The organism is Pannonibacter sp. Q-1, from assembly GCF_054073275.1.
Window position 1 is genome coordinate 134708 of record NZ_JBSXNB010000010.1, and the last position, 16778, is coordinate 151485.

Genomic DNA, 16778 nt, shown 5'->3' on the forward strand with positions numbered 1-16778 from the left:
TTGAATTGAGCAAGTCAGGTCAGAATCAACAGGTAATGCGTCCAGCGCATCACGATGAAGGTCGCTGCTGGCTTTCGCGGACCAGTTCGCGGTAGCCGCGTTCGGTCATCCAATGCGCGCGTGCGAGATGAGCGTCATGAACGAAGCGGCAGCGCTGGGGGTCGAGATCGGGATCGAGATCGAAGAGGATTCGCACCGCCTCGCGCCAGTCGGCCCCGTCGCGCTCGGCATCGAGCAACCGCATGTAGAGCTTCATATGCTCGCGATCATAGGACGTCAGCGTGTGGCTGGACGGTGGTTCATCAAGAAATGTCTGCGTCGCGCGTCCCATCACTCGCTCACGATCAGGTAACGTGTTTGTTAACCATCTCTGGTGAGAGATAGCCATTCTTTTTGACGAGAGCAGGTCAACGCCCAAGCCGCGACGCTACCTTTGGGCATCGATCCTGTCGTGCAGGAGCAACACCCCTTCGCCCTTGTCCGTCGACAGGAGAACGATTCCGGCGGCTTCGAGTGCGCGGCGCACCTGATCGCGCGTCGATTCGAACACCTCGAGTCCGCTTTGGGATTCGAGGCGTTTGAGCGCGGTCAATGCGACCTGGGCCTTGTCAGCGAGCGTCTCCTGTGTCCACCCCAGCAACGCGCGTGCGGCCCGTGATTGGCGGGCGGTGATCATACATGATCACCTCCCACTCACTGCTGCACTCGCTCCAGAACTACGACTATAATAGTCGTTTTCTGGTTGGATTCCACCCGAAATACGCGTGAAACAGCCATCGCTCACAGGATGTTACAGCGTGAGGGTCGCATCTGATTCGGTCGCCGAGTGGGCGGCCTCCAGGGAGAGGGATGGGGCTTGGGGAAGGGAGGAGGGAACCGTCTCCCTTCCTCATGGGAGGGTTCAATGGAGGGGTTTCCCCTCCATTGGGGAGGATGTTTGAAGGAGGGGGCTTGCCCCGTCCTTCATGGGGAGAGTTTGAGAGGGGTGGCTTGTCCCCTTTCATCAGCCCTGGTGGCCGGTCGATCCGGCCGGCAGTGCTCCTGACGACGAAGCAAAGACGCGAGGCGGCTTTCGCCGCCTCTCGTCGCAGGTTCAGTCGGTATCCGGTCCCCAGAGCGGATTGCTCGCCGGATGCTCGATGCCTCCCCAGTCGGGTTCCAGGCCCTGGATCACCGCCCCGATATTGTGCCCGCCGATATGCGTGCGGCCTTGCGCGACGAGGATGCTCACCGCGGTCGGGTCGGCCTCGATGGCCCGGATCGCGTCCTCCATCTCGTCGTGGGGGGCGAGGTTCTCGATGGGGATCACATCGCCGTCCTCGTCGTAGCCGCCGTGCAGATACATCGGCGCCTCGGCCAGTTCCTCCGCCGCCAATTCGGCCTCGCGGATGAGCCCGAAGGCATGCTTGCGCTCGCGCCAGTAGGCCGCGCTGCCACCGTCGATGCTGATGTGCTTGTAATTATTCATGTCATGCTCCTTTCTCTCGCTGACGAGAGGGTCGGGCACCGTAGCTGCGAGGAGTCAGGGATCGCGTAGCGACCGCCAGCGGCGGCGAGCGGGGGTGCCGATTTTCTGACGACGCCCGATGGGCGGCGACTGAAAATAGGGGGCACCGCGAAGTCCTTGACGCCGGAGTAGCTGGTGCATGATCCGAAGTCAGTGAGAGAAGAGCGCGCGGCCCCGACCAGGGGCCGCGTCAATATTGGAATGGGGATGGTTTGGAAGGGGGTGTTACACCCCTTTCCATGGGAGGATGTTTGAAGGAGGGGCTTTGCCCTTCCTTCATGGGGAGAGTTTGAGAGGGCGGCTCGCCCCCTTTCATCAAGCGATGGCGGCCGATCGATCCGGCTGGCATCGTTCGTTCGGCACAGCAAAGCAACGGGCGCGATATAGTGCGAACATGGAAAACCCGGCGGCTTGCGCCGCCGGGCTCCGGGCTTCCGCTCAGAACGGTATGTCATCATCGTCGATGAACTTGCCGTCGTCGTTTTCAGTCTGCTTGGCCCGGCTCAGAAAATCGACCGTCTCGGCGATGATCTCGCAACCGTAGCGGTCAACCCCTGCCGCATCGGTCCACTTCGTGTAGTGGATGCGGCCGCGAACCAGAACCTTCATGCCCTTGTCGCAATGCTGCTGGACCGTCTTGCCGAGGCCGTTGAAGCAGGTGATGCGGTGCCATTCCGTGTCCTGGACCCGATAGCCGTTCTCGTCGCGGACGACGCGGCCTTCCGAGTAGCGAGGGCGCGAGGTGGCCAGGGTGAAGTGGGTGATGCCGGTGCCGCCCTGGGTGGTGCGGGTTTCGGGGGTCTGACCGATGTTGCCGGCGAGGATGACGATGTTCTGCATTTTCAAGTCTCCGTTGCTCCTCGGAGGGACCATCCCTCCGACGAGACCCGGCCAAGGCCGTCGGGAGACTCCCGCAACTGCCGACCTTTCGGCAGCTTGCCCCTAAGGCCCCAGGTGGGGCGGGCAGCCGCGCTTGCGCGGCAACACGGCTGGGAGCCGCGGGGGTTGCTGGAGGAAACCGAACGGACTTAGGGGATCAGTCAGGCGGAGGGATTGGTGCCTCTGAAAGCACAAACACGGGGACGCACAGCAGAACCATCGTCCTTGCCGACGACAGCGAACAGACAGGCCCCCGAGACCCGGACCATGGGGCACAACACCGGCCCACCCGCCTTCTCTTTCCCGGCCGCGCTCGCGCTCGCCGCAGGAAGGCTATGTCGTCCGGGATGAGAACGAAGCAGCTATCGGGTTTCCAGGCGCGGCATTGCATTGCCCCGGCTTCGACAGCGGAAGGCCCGGTCCCGCTGCATTGCGAGAAGCGGCAATGAAGGTGTTCGTGGCTGAACTCCCGGAACGAAGCGCCGATGCTGCCGGGGTTGACCGCTACGGCTATGGGATTCATGCCGATGACCGATTTCCAGGCCGCTCGCGAAGCAGACCGAGAATGATGGCGGTGAGGACAGCGATGACATGACCGCTCAACATTCGAGGCGGAAGCCGGAGCCCGGCGGCGCAGGCTGCCGGGTTTTCCCCTTGGAAGCGGAAGATCACTACCGCCGTTTCAGCGCGAGAACACCGACTCGCCGAGGGCGTTCAGATTGACGACGGCCGAGACGCCGATGGCAAGGCCGCCAATGCCGCCGAGCAGATTGAGGACAAGGGCCGAGTCGATGGCGTTCTTCGTGATGCCATAGACAAGAGCATAGCCCGCGATAACGGCGGGCACCGCGAAGAGAGCGAGCGCGATGAGGCGCAGGACCGGGTTTTTGGCGAAGCCAAGAACCGCGATCACCAGTGCGATCGACAGCAGGGCGGCGCCAGCAGCACTGAGGCCGGACATCACGACGCCCGCTCCCGCGCCCCAGGCATATTGCGCGGCGGTAATGGCGGCCATGACGGGCAAGGCATAGATCGCGAGATTGAAGGCAATCACGCAAGCCGTGATAGTGAGCGAGATGGCGAGCAGGATCAGCGTCATGGAAACCTCCAGATGACCAGTTGAGGATCACGACAGGCTGCCGGGAGATACGCTCCGCCTGCGACTATTCTGCTTCGCCGGTTCTTCAAGGATGCTCCATCAAAGGCCCCGCCTCTCCTTCTGTCAAGGTTCGGCGGCGCTTACGCGCCGCCGTCGAACTTCATGACCGGGATGCCGAGCTTGCGAGCCTTGTCCGCGAAGTTCTCCTGAATCCCGGTGCCGGGGAAGACCAGGACACCGACCGGCAGGACGTCCAGCATGGCATCGTTGCGCTTGAAGGGCGCGGCCTTGCCGTGCTTCGTCCAGTCGGGCCGGAAGGCGACCTGCGGCACCTTGCGGTGATCTGCCCAGCGGGAGGCAATCAGTTCCGCGCCTTTCGGGGTGCCGCCGTGCAGCAATACCATGTCCGCGTGCTTGGCATGGACCTGATCGAGCTTCGCCCAGATCATGTGATGGTCGTTGAAGTCGGCGCCGCCGGTCACGGCCACCTTCGGGCCGGCGGGCAGCATCACCTCGGTCTCGGCCCGGCGTTTCGCGGCAAGAAAGTCGCGGCTGTCGATCATCGCGGCGGTCAAGTTGCGATGGTTGACCATCGAGCCGGTGCGCGGTCGCCAGGCGCTGCCGGTGTGGTGCTCGAAAGCCTCGGCGGCGAGGTCGCGGAAGAGTTCCATGCTGTTGCGCCGTTCGATGAGGGTCTGCCCCTCGGCCGTGAGGCGTTCGAGTTCGACGCTCTTGACCTCGCTGCCGTCTTGTTCCCTCTGCATCCGGCGCTGCGCCTGCTCGTTGTCGTCGAGATCGCGTTCGACCCGGCTGGTGGCGCGGTGGAAGAGATTGACGGTCCCCCAGAGCAGTTCTTCGAGATCGGGTTCGAGGCGGGTGTCGCCGAGCGTCGCGACAAGGGCGTCGAAGATGTCGGTGACGGCGGTGGCGACGGTATTGCCCTCGGGCAGCGGCCTGGGATCAGGTTCGTCCTGGAACGGACGCCAGCCGTAGAGCTGGAGTTCGGTGAGGGCGTGGTCGGTCTGGGAGGCGGTGTGGACCGGCTCGTTGCCTGCGGAATAGGTTTCGTTCGTCATCGGGAGCGTCCTTTGTCTGGAGACCGCGCCCATCGCGGCCTTCGCAGGCGTCGAAGCGCACGGGCGGGACGGGTTGGCAGCCCTCGCCCGCTCCGCGAGGGCCTTGATGGCCGGGTGCGGCTAATTTGCCTTTCGCGATGCAAAGGCGGCGCAGCCGCCGGCGGAAATTAGCCGCACCCGGCCATTGCCTGCCCGTCCCGTTTGTGCGCCGATCGCCCTCTCCGAAGGCCGTGGGCGCGGGACTCTCCGACGAAGGATGCACTTGGCGATGGCGAAAGAACGAAACCGGTAGGGGCTGAGCCGGGCCGTGCCTCCGGGGCCGATCACAGTGTCACCCCTCCAGAAAACGGCAGGCGTCTTCAGGATGAAGCTGATCCTTCAGGGCCGCCCGGAGGGCATCGGCGCCGTGGCGTCGCAGATCATCGTTGAAATCGCCGTTGAGCGGCGTGAGCGATATCGCCTCGATCCCGAAGCTCGCTGCTCTGGCGACCAGACTGTCTCTTGCGCCCTCCCCGGCCGGGTCGCGATCCCGCAAGACATAGAGCCGACGCAGGGACGGCGGGAACAGGATGGCAGCGAGGTGAGCGGCCGAAAGCGCCGCCAGCATCGGCATGCGAGGCAGAACCTGACGGGGCGACAGCACGGTCTCAATGCCCTCGCCGGCGGCGAGAACCTCAGCGGCAGTGCCGAAGCGGACGGCGTGGCCGAGAAGGTCGCCCATCGCCCGCCTCGGTGTCTCGACATCCGCCTTGCCGGAACCGTCCGGGGCGAGCCAGGTGCGATGCACGCCGGTCTGATGGCCGGCGAGATCGGTGACGGCGGCGACCATCGCCGGCCGGATCTCGGTGGGCGAATGCGCCTCAGACCTGTAATAGCACCGCGGATGGTAGCGTAGCGCGGCGGTGCCCGAGAGGGAGGTGATCGCCCGCCCGCTGAGGTAGATTTCCACAAGCGTGCCGCGGATCGGCTGCGCCATGGCGAAGAGCCGCCGCGACGCTTCGGGCGAACCGAGTGCCGGGCTGGATGTCCTGCCGGTCGGCGTCCTCGTCTTTTCAGGTTCAGGATGCGGGAGGGCGAGGAAACGGCGCGCTTCCTCGGCCACGTCCCTGAAGTCGACCAGGCCAAGTGCTTCGCGGATGACGTCGAGCAGATCGCCATGCTCACCCGTGGCCATATCGGTCCATTTCCCCGCCGCGCCCTTGCCGGAGGCAGGGCCGGTAAGACGGACGAACATCGAGCGTCCTGGCGTGTTCTGCACGTCACCGACCAGCCAGTACCGCCCGGCATGCTGGCCGGACGACAGGTAGTGGCGGCAAACCGCCTCGGCCTCCCGGCCAAGGCGGATCGCCAGTTCAGAGGCGTCGTGACGCGGCATCAGGCTGCCTCCCGCTCGCCGATGCGCAGGGCGGGCCAGCGGTCGAGCAGCTTGGCCAGCACGGTGGGGCCGTTGGCATCGACCGGCACGAACATGCGCAGCTTCCACGAGATGATCTCGTGGAAGAGGCCATAGGCCCGAAGCCGGTCGCGCATCGTGTCGGTGAAGCCCGACAGTTCGATCCGGTTCGCGCCCATGACGCGGACCCGGCGAAGCTGGAGGCCCTCGGCGAGATCGAGGATCGTCCGGCCTTCGATCAGCGCCGCGAAGGCATCTTCCGGCGTGACCGATGCAATGCCGGTCGTGGTCGCGTTTGCCGCCCAGGCCGGGGAGACCTTGCGGCCGATGATGCGCTCACCCGCATCGGTCTGGAGGCGATAAACGCGGGTGGAGTCGTTCGGCAGCCGCTTCCAGATCGGCAGCAGCAGGCCCGTCACCATATGCAGGGTGCTGTCTGCAAACTCCGGCACCTCTGCAACCTCGGTATTCCAGACCGCGGCGAAGGTATCGAGGTCAGCCTCGACCCAATGGGTCTCGCCCATCATCCTGACCGGGATATTGTGGGCCTCCATCGGCCGGATCAGCCGGACGCGGCGCTCGATCTCGCCATCGTCCAGCATGACGCTGGTGGTGGGTATCTGCACCGCCGCGCGGCCCGAGCGCTCGTTGACCAGCAGCTTCGCACGCGGATCATCGAGTTCGGCCAAGGCGGCGTCGAACGTCACCGGCCGGTTGCGCCTGCGCTCGGTGATGGTCAGCAGGCTGGTTTCCGCCCCGGTGCGAGGATGGGTGTAGATCACCTGCCGGTCGGTGACGATGAAGCTCTCGGCGCGCAGCGTTTCCAGCCCGGCGTCATAGGTGCCCGAGGCGATGGCACCTTCTATCCGCGCGGTCAGCAGTTGCTCGAAGGCGGTGAAGAGGACGCCCTGAAGCTCAATGGTCAGCGCCAGAAGCCGGTTGAGGAAGGTGGTAATCGCGGGCAGATCATCCTTGATGCCGTTCGAGTCCATCAGCTTCAGGCCGGTGGCAGCCTCGAACCGCTCCAACGAGCAGCCCTCGACCTTGCCACGCACCAGAAGGAGATAGAGCTGGCGTAGCGCGTCGCGTGCGTAGTGGCTCTCCAGATTGTCCTCGGGCCGGAACAGGCCCTGGCCGCCGGTCTGGCGCTGGCCGCGCGTGATCGCGCCCAGCGTGTCGAGGCGGCGGGCAATGGTCGAAAGGAAGCGTTTCTCGGCTTTGACGTTCGTGGAGATCGGCCGGAACAGCGGCGGCTGCGCCTGGTTGGTGCGGTGTGTGCGGCCGAGACCCTGAATGGCGGCGTCGGCCTTCCACCCGGCTTCGAGGAGATAATGGACGCGCAGGCGGGTGTTCTTTGCCGAGAGTTCGGCGTGGTAGCTACGCCCGGTGCCACCGGCATCGCTGAACACCAGCACGCGCTTGGCATCGTCCATGAAGGCCTGCGTCTCGGCCAGGTTGGCCGAACCTGCACGGTTCTCCACCACGAGGCGGTCGATAGTTACACCGCGCTTGCGGACGATACGGCGTGAGCGGCCCGTCACCTCGGCCACCGTGTCGGCACCGAAATGCTGGATGATCTGGTCGAGCGCGCCGGGGACCGGCGGCAGGCTGGCGAGGCTGGCGATCATGTCGTCGCGCCGCGCCACGGCCTCGCGGCTCTCGACCGGCTGGCCGTCGCGATAGACCGGGCGCGAGGACAGATTGCCCTCGCTGTCAGTATAGGGCTCGTAGAGCTGCACCGGGAAGGAATGGGCGAGGTAGTCCAGGACATACTCGCGCGGCGACAGGTCCATTTTCAGGTCGCCCCATTCCTCGGTGGGGATCTCCGCCAGACGCCGCTCCATCAGCGCCTCGCCGGTCGAGACGATCTGGATGACGGAAGAATGTCCCGCTTCCAGATCGGCGGTGATCGAGCGAAGCAGGGTCGGCGTCTTCATCGAGGTCAACAGGTGCCCGAAGAACCTCTGCTTGGCGCTCTCGAAGGCCGAGCGCGCGGCGGATTTGGCCTGCCGGTTCAGCGTGCCCGAACCGCCATCGCCGCCGGTGATATTGGCGGCCTGCATCGCGGCATCGAGATTGTTATGGATGATGGCGAAGGCATCGGCATAGCTGTCGTAGATGCGGACCTGCTCCGGGGTCAACTCATGGTCGAGCAACTCGTATTCGACGCCTTTGAACGACAGGGATCGGGCGGTGTAGAGGCCGAGCGCCCGCAGGTCGCGGGCCAGCACCTCCATCGCCGCGACGCCACCGGCCTCGATCGCTTCAACGAACTCCGCCCTGCTCGAGAAGGGGAAATCCTCGCCGCCCCAGAGGCCGAGCCGCTGCGCATAGGCGAGATTGTGGACGGTGGTGGCGCCTGTGGCCGAGACATAGACCACGCGGGCATGGGGAAGCGCGTGCTGGATGCGCAGCCCGGCACGGCCCTGCTGCGAGGCGGCGACATCACCACGTTCTCCCTTGCCGCCAGCGGCGTTCTGCATCGCGTGCGCCTCGTCGAAAACCACCACTCCATCAAAGTCGGAGCCCAACCATTCGACGATCTGCTTGACGCGCGAAACCCTTTCTCCGCGGTCGTCGGAGCGCAGCGTGGCATAGGTTAAAAATAGGATGCCTTCGTTCAGCGTGATGGGCTTGCCTTGCGGGAAGCGCGACAGCGGCGTGACCAGCAGCCGCTCCATGCCGAGGGCCGACCAGTCGCGCTGCGCATCCTCCAGCAGCTTGTCCGACTTCGAGATCCAGACCGCCTTGCGCCTTCCCTGCATCCAGTTGTCGAGGATGATGGCGGCCGATTCCCGGCCCTTGCCGACGCCGGTGCCGTCGCCGATCATGAAGCCCTGCCGGAAGCGGATGGCGCCCTTGGCGTCCTCCGGCGCGGCCGACAGGGTGTCGAGCGTGTCATCGACCGTCCAGGCCCCGGCGAGGAAGCCCGCATGGGCCTCGCCGGCATAGATCACGGTCTCCAACTGCGCCTCGGACAACTTGCCGAGGATGTCTTTCGGCAGCGTCGGCCGGTAGCTCGGCTTCGGCGGCGCGATGCTCGCCATCGAGGCCGATTGCACGAGCTGGGTCGGATGCGCCTGCGCCCCGGCGATGCGGATCGTCTGGAGACCATATTCCTCATAGATCGCGTCGGAGAGACGGTCGCCCTCCGCCGGTTCCCAATCCACGGTTTCATAGGCGAGCGGAACGGCCTCCGGCTCGGCCAGAGGCGCGGCAGGCGCGGCCTTCGCGGCCCGGTTGACATAGCCGCGCACGGTGCGGGGCGCGGCAGGTTGTGCGGCCGGCACGGTGACGTCAGGATCGACCGGCAACCGGGTCGGAAGCTGTTCGGCCAGCCAGCCGATCAGCGTGGCCACGTCCGGCGCGACACCGAGCGCTGCCGGAAACAATGACGTATCTTCGGCGGGCAGCTTGTCGATGACGGTCAGCCGCGTGTCGATGGTGGTGCCATGCTTGGCATAGACCGAACCGTCGATGGCGGCGGAGAAGACCACGCGGCCGCGTTCCTGCAGCCGGGTCCAGGAGGTCGTCCAGGCCGCATCGTCAGGCGCGAAGCTCGCCCCGGTAATGGTCACGAGCCGCCCGCCGGGCGCAAGGCGCGCCAGCGCCGAGGCGACATGGCGGAAGGCGGCATCGGCCATGCGGCCCTCGACATTGGCCATGACCGAGAACGGAGGGTTCATCAGCACCACCGTCGGGATCAGGCCCGGATCGAGATGATCGTCGATCTGGGCGGCATCAAGCCGGCTGACGGAAAGGGCCGGAAAGAGGGAGGAAAGCAGGCCGGCGCGGGCTTCGGCCAATTCGTTAAGCAGGAGCGAGCCGCCGGCGATCTCGGCCAGGATGGCGAGGAGCCCGGTGCCGGCCGAGGGCTCCAGCACCCGGTCGGCGGGCGTGATCGCCGCCGCCGTCACCGCCGCGAAGCCGAGCGGGATCGGGGTCGAGAACTGCTGGAAGATCTGGGCTTCCTCCGACCGGCGCGTATGCGTCGGCAGAAGCCCCGCAATCTTGCCGAACTGGAGCAGGATCGCGTTAGGAGAACCGGCTTTGCGGAAAAGCGCATTGCCGTATTTGCGCAGGAAGAGGACGGTCGCCGCCTCACAGGCATCATAGGCGGTCTTCCAGTTCCATGCGCCGGTGGCATCGGAAGCGCCGAAGGCAGCTTCCATCGCACCGCGCAGGGTGGCGGCATCGACGCGCTGACCGCGCTCCAGATGCGGCAGCAACAGCCCGGCAGCGGTGAAGATGCTGGCTGCGGTCTCAGCGTCTTGGTCGAACGGAAGCGGCGCGGTGGCGGATGCCGCCGCGGATGCAGAAATCATGTTCATCGGGATTCCTCGGGAGAGCGGGACAGGATCGAGCCTAAGCGGCGCTCTCTCTCGACCGCACCGGCTCAAACCCCTTCCGGCCCACCTCTGCCTCTCAGTCCGAAACGATAGCAGACATGAAACAAGCGCCCGGCCGTCAGGCGGGGCGCTTGTGAGGATTAGCCAAAACGGCGTCCGGCTTCGGTGAATGTGTATTCGTTGGCGGTGATGGCCGCGTCCACCGCCTCGTCCGAGGTCAGGTAGTCGTATTCGCGCTCAAGCTGGCGATAGAGCCATCGTGCCAGGTCCCGCAGCGTCTCGCTCACGATATCCTCCGCATCGGCGGTCATGTCCCGCCAGGTCGGACTGTCGCGGGTGACGGAAATCGCCATGGAGTATTCGTGATAGTAGTGGCCGCGGTGGCTGACCTCGGCGCGAAGCTGGTAGAAATTGCGCCGCTGGACGGACTGGAGCACGTCGGCAATCCTGTGCAGCTCGATGTCCTGTGGCGCGTATTCCCTCATCCGGCGCGGCGCGTCCTTCTGGTAGGAATACCAAGCCTCAAAACAGGCGCCATCGCCCTGGTTCCAAAAGCCGCGGAACCAGATGCACGGCTGTTGCTGGCTGCCGCCGCCCTTGAGGCGCAGCGGACGCAATTTCAATCGCAGGCCGAGAATGTCTCCAATCCGCAGGAAATCCTCATAGACGGCATCATACCAGTCGTAGCCGAAGCCGCCTTCGCGATACCAGACACGGGCGTTGTCCTTCGCGGCGTCGGAAAGCTCGTCGAGCCGATAGACGGTGGTTTCGATAACGTCAGGCATAGGGGTCGCCTCCGTCCAGAACGATCTCCAGCCAACTGTCGCTGTAGATCCAGTCCACGGTCTCGCCCGTGGCGAGATCAAGGGCGTGCGCGCCGCCGCCGAAGGCGTTCACCCGCGCCTGCGAACAGGTGGTTGCGTATTGGAAACCCCATAATCCGGTGAGGCCGAACTCGGCGGCGCAGCGCTTGACGAACTGGATGACATGTTCGGGATCGCCGGTTTCGTCATCGCGCATCCAGAGCTGGGTGCCACCATGCTCGGGCTGGATCGAGAGCAGGAAACCCTCGGACGGAGGGTCTTCCGCGGCGTTTTCCTCGGACAAGGCATTGTAGAGGTCGAGCGCTCGGGCAGCATTTTCGGGAGTGCCTACATCGAGCAGGCAGGAGAAATGCGTGTAGTAGTTGGCCATGTCAGGCTCCTGAAACGACAAAGCCCGGCGCGAGGCCGGGCGGTATGGGTAGGAAGCAGGGCGAGAGATCAGGCGGCCTGTGGCAGCCGCAGAAGCTCGGCGGCGGTCTCGCGCCAGAAGGGGTCAACCAGTCGCGCCTCGAGGAGACTGGCGCGGTAACGCAGATCGCGGGCGGTCGCCGCGTCGCCGCGCCCGGATGCCGTGAAGGCCATGCCGCGCAGACGGCTGGCCTCGGTGACGACGCGGCGGGCCTCGGCGTTGGAAGCGACGGGTTGCTGCCAGGTGACGATCCCGGACCGGACCTCGCCGGCGAGGACCAGGCCAAGTTCGCGGTCCTGAATGACCATGACGCGCGGGCGGAAGCGCGGCGCATCGTCCGGGCTGATGCGGAAATCGCCGCGCGCGACGCGCTGGCTGGCGATTGTCATGGCCTCTTGGGGGGAAAGGCCCTGGCCGATGACGAGTGTGCGGTCGAAGCTGTCGACGTGATCGCTTTCGTCGTAGCTGGCGATACCGATGCAGGAGATGCGCAGCGGCAGCTTCTGGGCGGGACGCAGCCGGGGCAACACCTGCTGCGCGACGATCTCGCCGATTGGGGCGAAAGCGTTTTGGCGGGATAGGGACATGGGAAATACTCCGCGACGGGCGGCGGAAGCCTCTCTCCCGCCTTCCAACCCGTCACGGCCAGCCGGCCCGCACTCTCACTCTCCCTTTGCGATGGAGGATCGTTCCCGCTTGCGCCGGACTGATCCGACGCTCAGCACCAGGGGTCGCGCCGCCCTGCCCAGGTTCTCGCCAGACCCTCGCTGACGAGAACATCACCGACATCATGACCTCCGACGCGGATCGCTGCCAGCGTCCGGCCATAGCGGTCGGTGCCCTGGCGCAGGATTTCGACCCGCCGGCCTTGCAGGATTTCTGCCAGCCTGATCTTGGCTTGCCGGGCAAGGTTGGATTCATAAGCGCAGCGGCCCTCGATCTCGGGGGCGTCGATGTTGAAGATCCGGACGGATTCGGATTGATGGCCCGCACCCAGCCGGATCGAGTCGCCGTCCCAGACCCGGACTTCCGCGGGTTCGCAGGATGCCGTGCAGAGCATGACGGAGATGACGATATGGCTGAGCATGGCGAACGGCTTTCATCTTGAAGGCGCGAAATCTGAGTGATTGCCACGGTTCTTTCCCGATGCGGGTCGAGATCGCAATGCAGATTGGTACGCAAGCGGCAATCGGCGGTGATTGACGGGAGAAGGCCCGGCTGGGCCTGGGCACCGGGCCGTGGGGTGAGGCGCTTTCGCGCCTCAGCTCCATGGATCGAGTTCCAGCTTCACCATGTCCTCGTCACCGTCGAATTCGTCGGCCGGCATGGCGGTATGGGTGCCGTCCCCGGCCTGGAGCACGACGATCGGGACCATCAGCGTGGTGGCGAGGCTGGCGGCGAAGGCGGTGGCATCTGCATAGGACATGGGTTCCGGCTCCTGTTTTTGGAGCGGGGGACCATCCCCCGCGCGACAGGCGCCCGAAGTGTCCGGCCGGATCTGCAATCACCCTCGGGCGTTCGGGCTCGTCCCGAATCCCCGAGGGCGGCACGCTTGCGTAAGCCGACCCTTCACGGGTTGATTGACAAAGAGACGGCTGGACCAAGGTTCGCGAATGGAAGCGGGGGTGGTGCTTTGCCTCTGACAGGCGCCGGAAATCCGTCGCAGATGCCTCGCCGCGCAAGCCTCGTTGCCGGGCCGATTTCCAGGATGTGCTTCAGGCCGGGGACGGAGCCGTTCCTCCGGCACCGACAAGGAGACGTTGCAATGGTGAAGCTGGACCTCGATTCATCGCTGCCTGACCAGCGATACTCCACGGCCCGGTGCCCAGGCGCAGCTTTCAGGGCCGGTCAGTCCCAGAAACTATCGGCGATTTCACGGGCGATCATGGCGCGGGCCTTCATCATCACGCCGTCGCCGGAGGTGTCGATATGACCATAAAACCGCGCGCGGCCGCCATCTGCGGTCCAGTCGGCATAGCGGCAATATTCGCGGGTATCGAGCAGGAAGACGCGCATGTCCTCAGCCCAATGCGGCTTCGGCTGAACAACGACGGTGATGCCGCCGCGTGTTTCTTCCCGCGGAAGTGAGCGTTCCGAGGAAGAATTGCGGCGGTCGTCGGCGAGGATTTCATCGACCGTCATCATGATGCGTCTCCGTCTCCGGCGATCTCGACGAAGCCGGCAGGATCGTCAGGGTCCGGCGGCAGATAGGCGTCATAGGGATTGCCGTCGGCGAGATGACCGAACGGCGTGAAGACGTAATCGCCGCGGTCGTAGCCGACAGCGCACAAGACATAGCGAATCTCGCGGGTTGCGGCGTCGAGGCATTCCATGAGCGCCAGATTTCCGTCACCGGCGGCGCGCAGCAGGGTGTTGAAATTCGTTCGGACGGGATCGGGAATGGCCATGATGTTCTCCGGATACGAAAAAGGCCCGCTATCGAAAGACAGCGGGCCATGTGGATGGGGTTATGTGGATCACGCGGCGGCACGACCTTCGACGACATCGGCGCCAGCCTCGTCGGCGGTGATCTCCTCCAGACGGGCGCGGCTGTATCCTTTCTGCGCGAGCCAAAGTTCGGCCGCCTCGCAGCTCTCCGCGAGGTGCAGCAGTTCGACGTTCTCTCCGACATCCTGAACGACGCGGACCTGACCGATCTTCGGGCGCTCGATCACCCGAAACCTCAGATCGCTGTCGATGCCGTAAGTGCGCATGACAGTGATGAGGATGATACCGCCTTTGCCGAAATCACCCTCATGCAGGGTGAAGGAAGGCGGGCTGGTGTAGGTCGGACGCTCGCGGCCGGGCTCCTTGCGTACAAGGCGGCCGACCCCGTTGCGGGATTTCCACGTGGCGAGCCTCTTCGTGAAGCGCGCAGGCGGCTTCGGCTGACCGTCGCTATAGGCCACGAGCGAGCCAAGCGGCACGATGTCGAAGATGAGGGAAGCGGACATGAATCTGGTCTCCTGAAACGAAAACGGCCCGGCGAGCTGCCGGGCCTTGGAATGGACAGGGATGGAAAGCGGGGCGACGGAGGCCGCCCCGCTGGTGCGCGCATCACTCGGCGGCGACGAGGGCCGCCGGATCGTCCGCGGCCTCGGCCGCGTCCAAGTCGTCACCGGCGAGGAAGTCGGGCAGCGCCACGGTGTCCTCATCCTGATCAACCGCGCCATCGACAGCCTGCGCGTCCATGGCGGGGCGCAGCGGTTCGGGCAGCCAGCCTGTGTCGGCCAGTAGGCGTTCGGCCTCCTTCGCCATGTCACCTTTCTTCAGGTGGGCGATGAGATCGGCGGCGCGATCGCCGGCGCCCTCGCGCACCGCTTCGAGGATGCGGGCCTTGGTCACGCGGCCCAGGTAGTTCTCGACCGTGGGCCTCCAGCCCGCTTCGACGAGATCGAGGCCGGTTGCCTGGGCCAGCCGTTCGGCCTCGGCCATGCGACGATCGAGACCGTGCTGCGAGATGCCGTTTCCCGAATAGGGGTTGGGCCGCTCGTAGAGCGCGTTGACGCCGAAGCTGACGCAATGGGCGAGCAGCGCCAGGCGGCTGGCCTCGTCGAGGCCGTCGATCCACCCCCAGAGCCGGTCGTCATCGCCGGAGGGAATGTCGCCCCGCCAGGCTTCCCCGCGCTCGTCGATCATCTTCGCGGCGGCACTGTCCGCGAGCCCGGTCGCATCGGCCGGGAGGTAGATGTGACGCACGGCGGCATAGAGGCTCGTTCCCGCGGTGGAGGTCCGCTCGAAGGTGTCGAGGACGAGCTTGTGTAGCAGGGCCGTCATGGCGACGTGCGGATTCTCGGCGAGCGCATTGCGCAGCGCCAGCGTCCGCCAGGCGGTCAGGTCGATCACCAGCCGCTCGGGCAGCGGCTTGACGGCATCGTCCTCCTCCTCGTCGTCGCCCTCCGGGACCGGCTCGCCGCCGACGGTGATGACGGCGCGCTGCACGGCATCGGGATCGGACGGGTCCGCATCGTCTCCGGCATCCTCGCCATCGACGGTCTCGGGTTGCTCGTCCTCGGGGCGGACGTAGCCGCCGCTGACGATCAACTCGCCCTCGCGACCGATGCTGACGAACACACCGGCACGGGCGATGTCTTCCGGCGCGAAGGTGACGGGCCGGTTCTCGAACGCTTCGAGTTCGGCCTCGATTTCGCCGAGCCGCTGGTCGACCTCATCGGGCAGTTCATCGGCCTCGGCGTATTGCGATTCGAGTTCGTCATACTCGTCGCGCAGCGCTTCGCGGCTGGTGCGTTCCTCATCGGTCAGCTCCTGGGTCACGCCGACCAGCCTGCGCAGGCCGTTGGCGTAGCCGTAGGGAAGCTCGACCGCCGCGTCGATCCACTTCCAGCCCTGACCCGCGATTTCGTCGGCGACGGTGCGCAGCTTCTCGTCGACCAGCCGGTCGAGAAGCGTGACGTCCTGCAACCAACCGCCGTTCTCCTCGGAGAAGAGATCGCGCAGCACCGGGCCGCCCGCCGCCTCATAGGCTTCGATGCCGACGAAGCGGGCGCGCTTGTCGGCTGCCGGCACCGTGGTCTCGGTCAGCATGCTGCGGATCTGCCAGGGTTCCTTCTGCCAGGAATTGCTGACGCGCTCCCAAACCTGCTGCTGACGCTCGTGATCGGGGTTGACGGTGAAGGCTTCCAGCATCGCCAGCGTCATCTCGTTCCGCGCATAGGCGTCGAGCAGGGATGGCGCGACGGTCGCGAGGCGAAGACGCTGCATGATGTAGCGCGGCGTGGTCCGCCAGGCGTCGGCGATCTCCTCCTTCGACATGCCCATGTCGAACATCCGCTTGAACGCCTTGAACTGGTCGAGCGGATGCAGGGCGAGGCGTAGCAGGTTTTCGGCCAGCGAGTCGTCGACTGCCGAGGTCTTGGCATCGGCCTTCTTGACGATGCAGGGGACAAGGCCATCGGCCGGGAAGCGTCCAGCCTCGACGAGGCGCGCAATGGACCTGTAGCGCCGGCCGCCGGCGGGCGTCTCGAAATCGCCGGTCTCGTTGCCGCCCTCATCGAGGATCGCGCGGACATTGAGGCCCTGAACGAGATCCTCGCGACGGTCGATGTCATGGGTGAGTTCGTCCAGGCCGGCCTCAACGTCGATCTCGCGGACATTGCTGTCCGACAGGCTGATCCGGTTGAACGGAATGTCCCGCGCCCGCGAGAACTCGATCATCGGGAGGGCGGGCTTCTTTTTCTTGGCAGCTCTTGCCATCGTGGTTTCTCCGCGACGGACGCCGAAA

17 protein-coding genes are annotated in these 16778 nt (G+C 65.5%); all 17 read right to left on the reverse strand.

Annotated elements, in window-relative coordinates:
• Positions 1 to 49: 49 nt before the first annotated feature.
• Entirely contained in the window at positions 50 to 331 is a 282-nt protein-coding gene (locus ACVNHC_RS22775) for a DNA -binding domain-containing protein (RefSeq protein WP_037092222.1), read from the reverse strand.
• A gap of 96 nt (positions 332 to 427) precedes the next feature.
• A complete protein-coding gene (locus ACVNHC_RS22780; RefSeq protein ID WP_037092223.1) occupies positions 428 to 676 on the reverse strand; it encodes a helix-turn-helix domain-containing protein in 249 nt (82 codons plus the stop codon).
• 417 nt (positions 677 to 1093) lie between these two features.
• Complete coding sequence (locus ACVNHC_RS22785; protein ID WP_457169659.1) at positions 1094 to 1468, reverse strand: hypothetical protein; 375 nt, start codon at positions 1466 to 1468, stop codon at positions 1094 to 1096.
• Positions 1469 to 1945: 477 nt separating this feature from the next.
• Positions 1946 to 2347, reverse strand: coding sequence for a single-stranded DNA-binding protein (locus ACVNHC_RS22790; protein ID WP_122520995.1), 402 nt, complete (start codon positions 2345 to 2347; stop codon positions 1946 to 1948).
• Between the two features lie 721 nt (positions 2348 to 3068).
• Entirely contained in the window at positions 3069 to 3485 is a 417-nt protein-coding gene (locus ACVNHC_RS22795; RefSeq protein WP_122520997.1) for a hypothetical protein, read from the reverse strand.
• Between the two features lie 140 nt (positions 3486 to 3625).
• Entirely contained in the window at positions 3626 to 4561 is a 936-nt protein-coding gene (locus ACVNHC_RS22800; protein ID WP_122520999.1) for a DUF2493 domain-containing protein, read from the reverse strand.
• A gap of 331 nt (positions 4562 to 4892) precedes the next feature.
• Positions 4893 to 5936: a DUF7146 domain-containing protein gene (locus ACVNHC_RS22805; RefSeq protein WP_122521001.1), complete on the reverse strand. Its 1044-nt coding sequence runs from the start codon at positions 5934 to 5936 to the stop codon at positions 4893 to 4895.
• Entirely contained in the window at positions 5936 to 10285 is a 4350-nt protein-coding gene (locus ACVNHC_RS22810; protein WP_122521003.1) for a strawberry notch-like NTP hydrolase domain-containing protein, read from the reverse strand. The genes ACVNHC_RS22805 and ACVNHC_RS22810 overlap by 1 nt, the downstream gene beginning before the upstream one ends.
• Positions 10286 to 10443: 158 nt before the next feature.
• Positions 10444 to 11088, reverse strand: coding sequence for an antitoxin of toxin-antitoxin stability system (locus ACVNHC_RS22815; RefSeq protein WP_122521004.1), 645 nt, complete (start codon positions 11086 to 11088; stop codon positions 10444 to 10446).
• Positions 11081 to 11497, reverse strand: a complete 417-nt coding sequence (locus tag ACVNHC_RS22820) for a hypothetical protein (RefSeq protein ID WP_122521005.1) — start codon at positions 11495 to 11497, stop codon at positions 11081 to 11083. The genes ACVNHC_RS22815 and ACVNHC_RS22820 overlap by 8 nt, the downstream gene beginning before the upstream one ends.
• A 68-nt stretch (positions 11498 to 11565) precedes the next feature.
• Entirely contained in the window at positions 11566 to 12123 is a 558-nt protein-coding gene (locus tag ACVNHC_RS22825; RefSeq protein ID WP_374628867.1) for a hypothetical protein, read from the reverse strand.
• Positions 12124 to 12254: 131 nt separating this feature from the next.
• On the reverse strand, positions 12255 to 12623 hold the full coding sequence (locus ACVNHC_RS22830; RefSeq protein ID WP_122521008.1) for a thermonuclease family protein: 369 nt from the start codon (positions 12621 to 12623) through the stop codon (positions 12255 to 12257).
• A gap of 174 nt (positions 12624 to 12797) precedes the next feature.
• A complete protein-coding gene (locus tag ACVNHC_RS22835; RefSeq protein ID WP_122521009.1) occupies positions 12798 to 12962 on the reverse strand; it encodes a hypothetical protein in 165 nt (54 codons plus the stop codon).
• A 422-nt stretch (positions 12963 to 13384) separates the two neighbouring features.
• Entirely contained in the window at positions 13385 to 13681 is a 297-nt protein-coding gene (locus ACVNHC_RS22840; protein ID WP_122521010.1) for a hypothetical protein, read from the reverse strand.
• On the reverse strand, positions 13678 to 13944 hold the full coding sequence (locus ACVNHC_RS22845) for a DUF6117 family protein (RefSeq protein ID WP_122521011.1): 267 nt from the start codon (positions 13942 to 13944) through the stop codon (positions 13678 to 13680). The genes ACVNHC_RS22840 and ACVNHC_RS22845 overlap by 4 nt, the downstream gene beginning before the upstream one ends.
• A 69-nt stretch (positions 13945 to 14013) precedes the next feature.
• Entirely contained in the window at positions 14014 to 14490 is a 477-nt protein-coding gene (locus tag ACVNHC_RS22850; protein WP_122521012.1) for a hypothetical protein, read from the reverse strand.
• Between the two features lie 103 nt (positions 14491 to 14593).
• Positions 14594 to 16750, reverse strand: coding sequence for a chromosome partitioning protein ParB (locus ACVNHC_RS22855; RefSeq protein WP_122521013.1), 2157 nt, complete (start codon positions 16748 to 16750; stop codon positions 14594 to 14596).
• Positions 16751 to 16778: the final 28 nt, after the last annotated feature.

Bases quoted from the DNA above. Each gene is read 5' to 3' on its own strand.
- ACVNHC_RS22840 (WP_122521010.1), bottom strand. From the start codon at position 13,681: ATGATGACGGTCGATGAAATCCTCGCCGACGACCGCCGCAATTCTTCC.
- ACVNHC_RS22775 (WP_037092222.1), bottom strand. From the start codon at position 331: ATGGGACGCGCGACGCAGACATTTCTTGATGAACCACCGTCCAGCCAC.
- ACVNHC_RS22855 (WP_122521013.1), bottom strand. From the start codon at position 16,750: ATGGCAAGAGCTGCCAAGAAAAAGAAGCCCGCCCTCCCGATGATCGAG.
- ACVNHC_RS22795 (WP_122520997.1), bottom strand. From the start codon at position 3,485: ATGACGCTGATCCTGCTCGCCATCTCGCTCACTATCACGGCTTGCGTG.
- ACVNHC_RS22790 (WP_122520995.1), bottom strand. From the start codon at position 2,347: ATGCAGAACATCGTCATCCTCGCCGGCAACATCGGTCAGACCCCCGAA.
- ACVNHC_RS22835 (WP_122521009.1), bottom strand. From the start codon at position 12,962: ATGTCCTATGCAGATGCCACCGCCTTCGCCGCCAGCCTCGCCACCACG.
- ACVNHC_RS22820 (WP_122521005.1), bottom strand. From the start codon at position 11,497: ATGGCCAACTACTACACGCATTTCTCCTGCCTGCTCGATGTAGGCACT.
- ACVNHC_RS22830 (WP_122521008.1), bottom strand. From the start codon at position 12,623: ATGCTCAGCCATATCGTCATCTCCGTCATGCTCTGCACGGCATCCTGC.
- ACVNHC_RS22805 (WP_122521001.1), bottom strand. From the start codon at position 5,936: ATGCCGCGTCACGACGCCTCTGAACTGGCGATCCGCCTTGGCCGGGAG.
- ACVNHC_RS22815 (WP_122521004.1), bottom strand. From the start codon at position 11,088: ATGCCTGACGTTATCGAAACCACCGTCTATCGGCTCGACGAGCTTTCC.
- ACVNHC_RS22780 (WP_037092223.1), bottom strand. From the start codon at position 676: ATGATCACCGCCCGCCAATCACGGGCCGCACGCGCGTTGCTGGGGTGG.
- ACVNHC_RS22800 (WP_122520999.1), bottom strand. From the start codon at position 4,561: ATGACGAACGAAACCTATTCCGCAGGCAACGAGCCGGTCCACACCGCC.
- ACVNHC_RS22850 (WP_122521012.1), bottom strand. From the start codon at position 14,490: ATGTCCGCTTCCCTCATCTTCGACATCGTGCCGCTTGGCTCGCTCGTG.
- ACVNHC_RS22845 (WP_122521011.1), bottom strand. From the start codon at position 13,944: ATGGCCATTCCCGATCCCGTCCGAACGAATTTCAACACCCTGCTGCGC.
- ACVNHC_RS22785 (WP_457169659.1), bottom strand. From the start codon at position 1,468: ATGAATAATTACAAGCACATCAGCATCGACGGTGGCAGCGCGGCCTAC.
- ACVNHC_RS22825 (WP_374628867.1), bottom strand. From the start codon at position 12,123: ATGTCCCTATCCCGCCAAAACGCTTTCGCCCCAATCGGCGAGATCGTC.
- ACVNHC_RS22810 (WP_122521003.1), bottom strand. From the start codon at position 10,285: ATGAACATGATTTCTGCATCCGCGGCGGCATCCGCCACCGCGCCGCTT.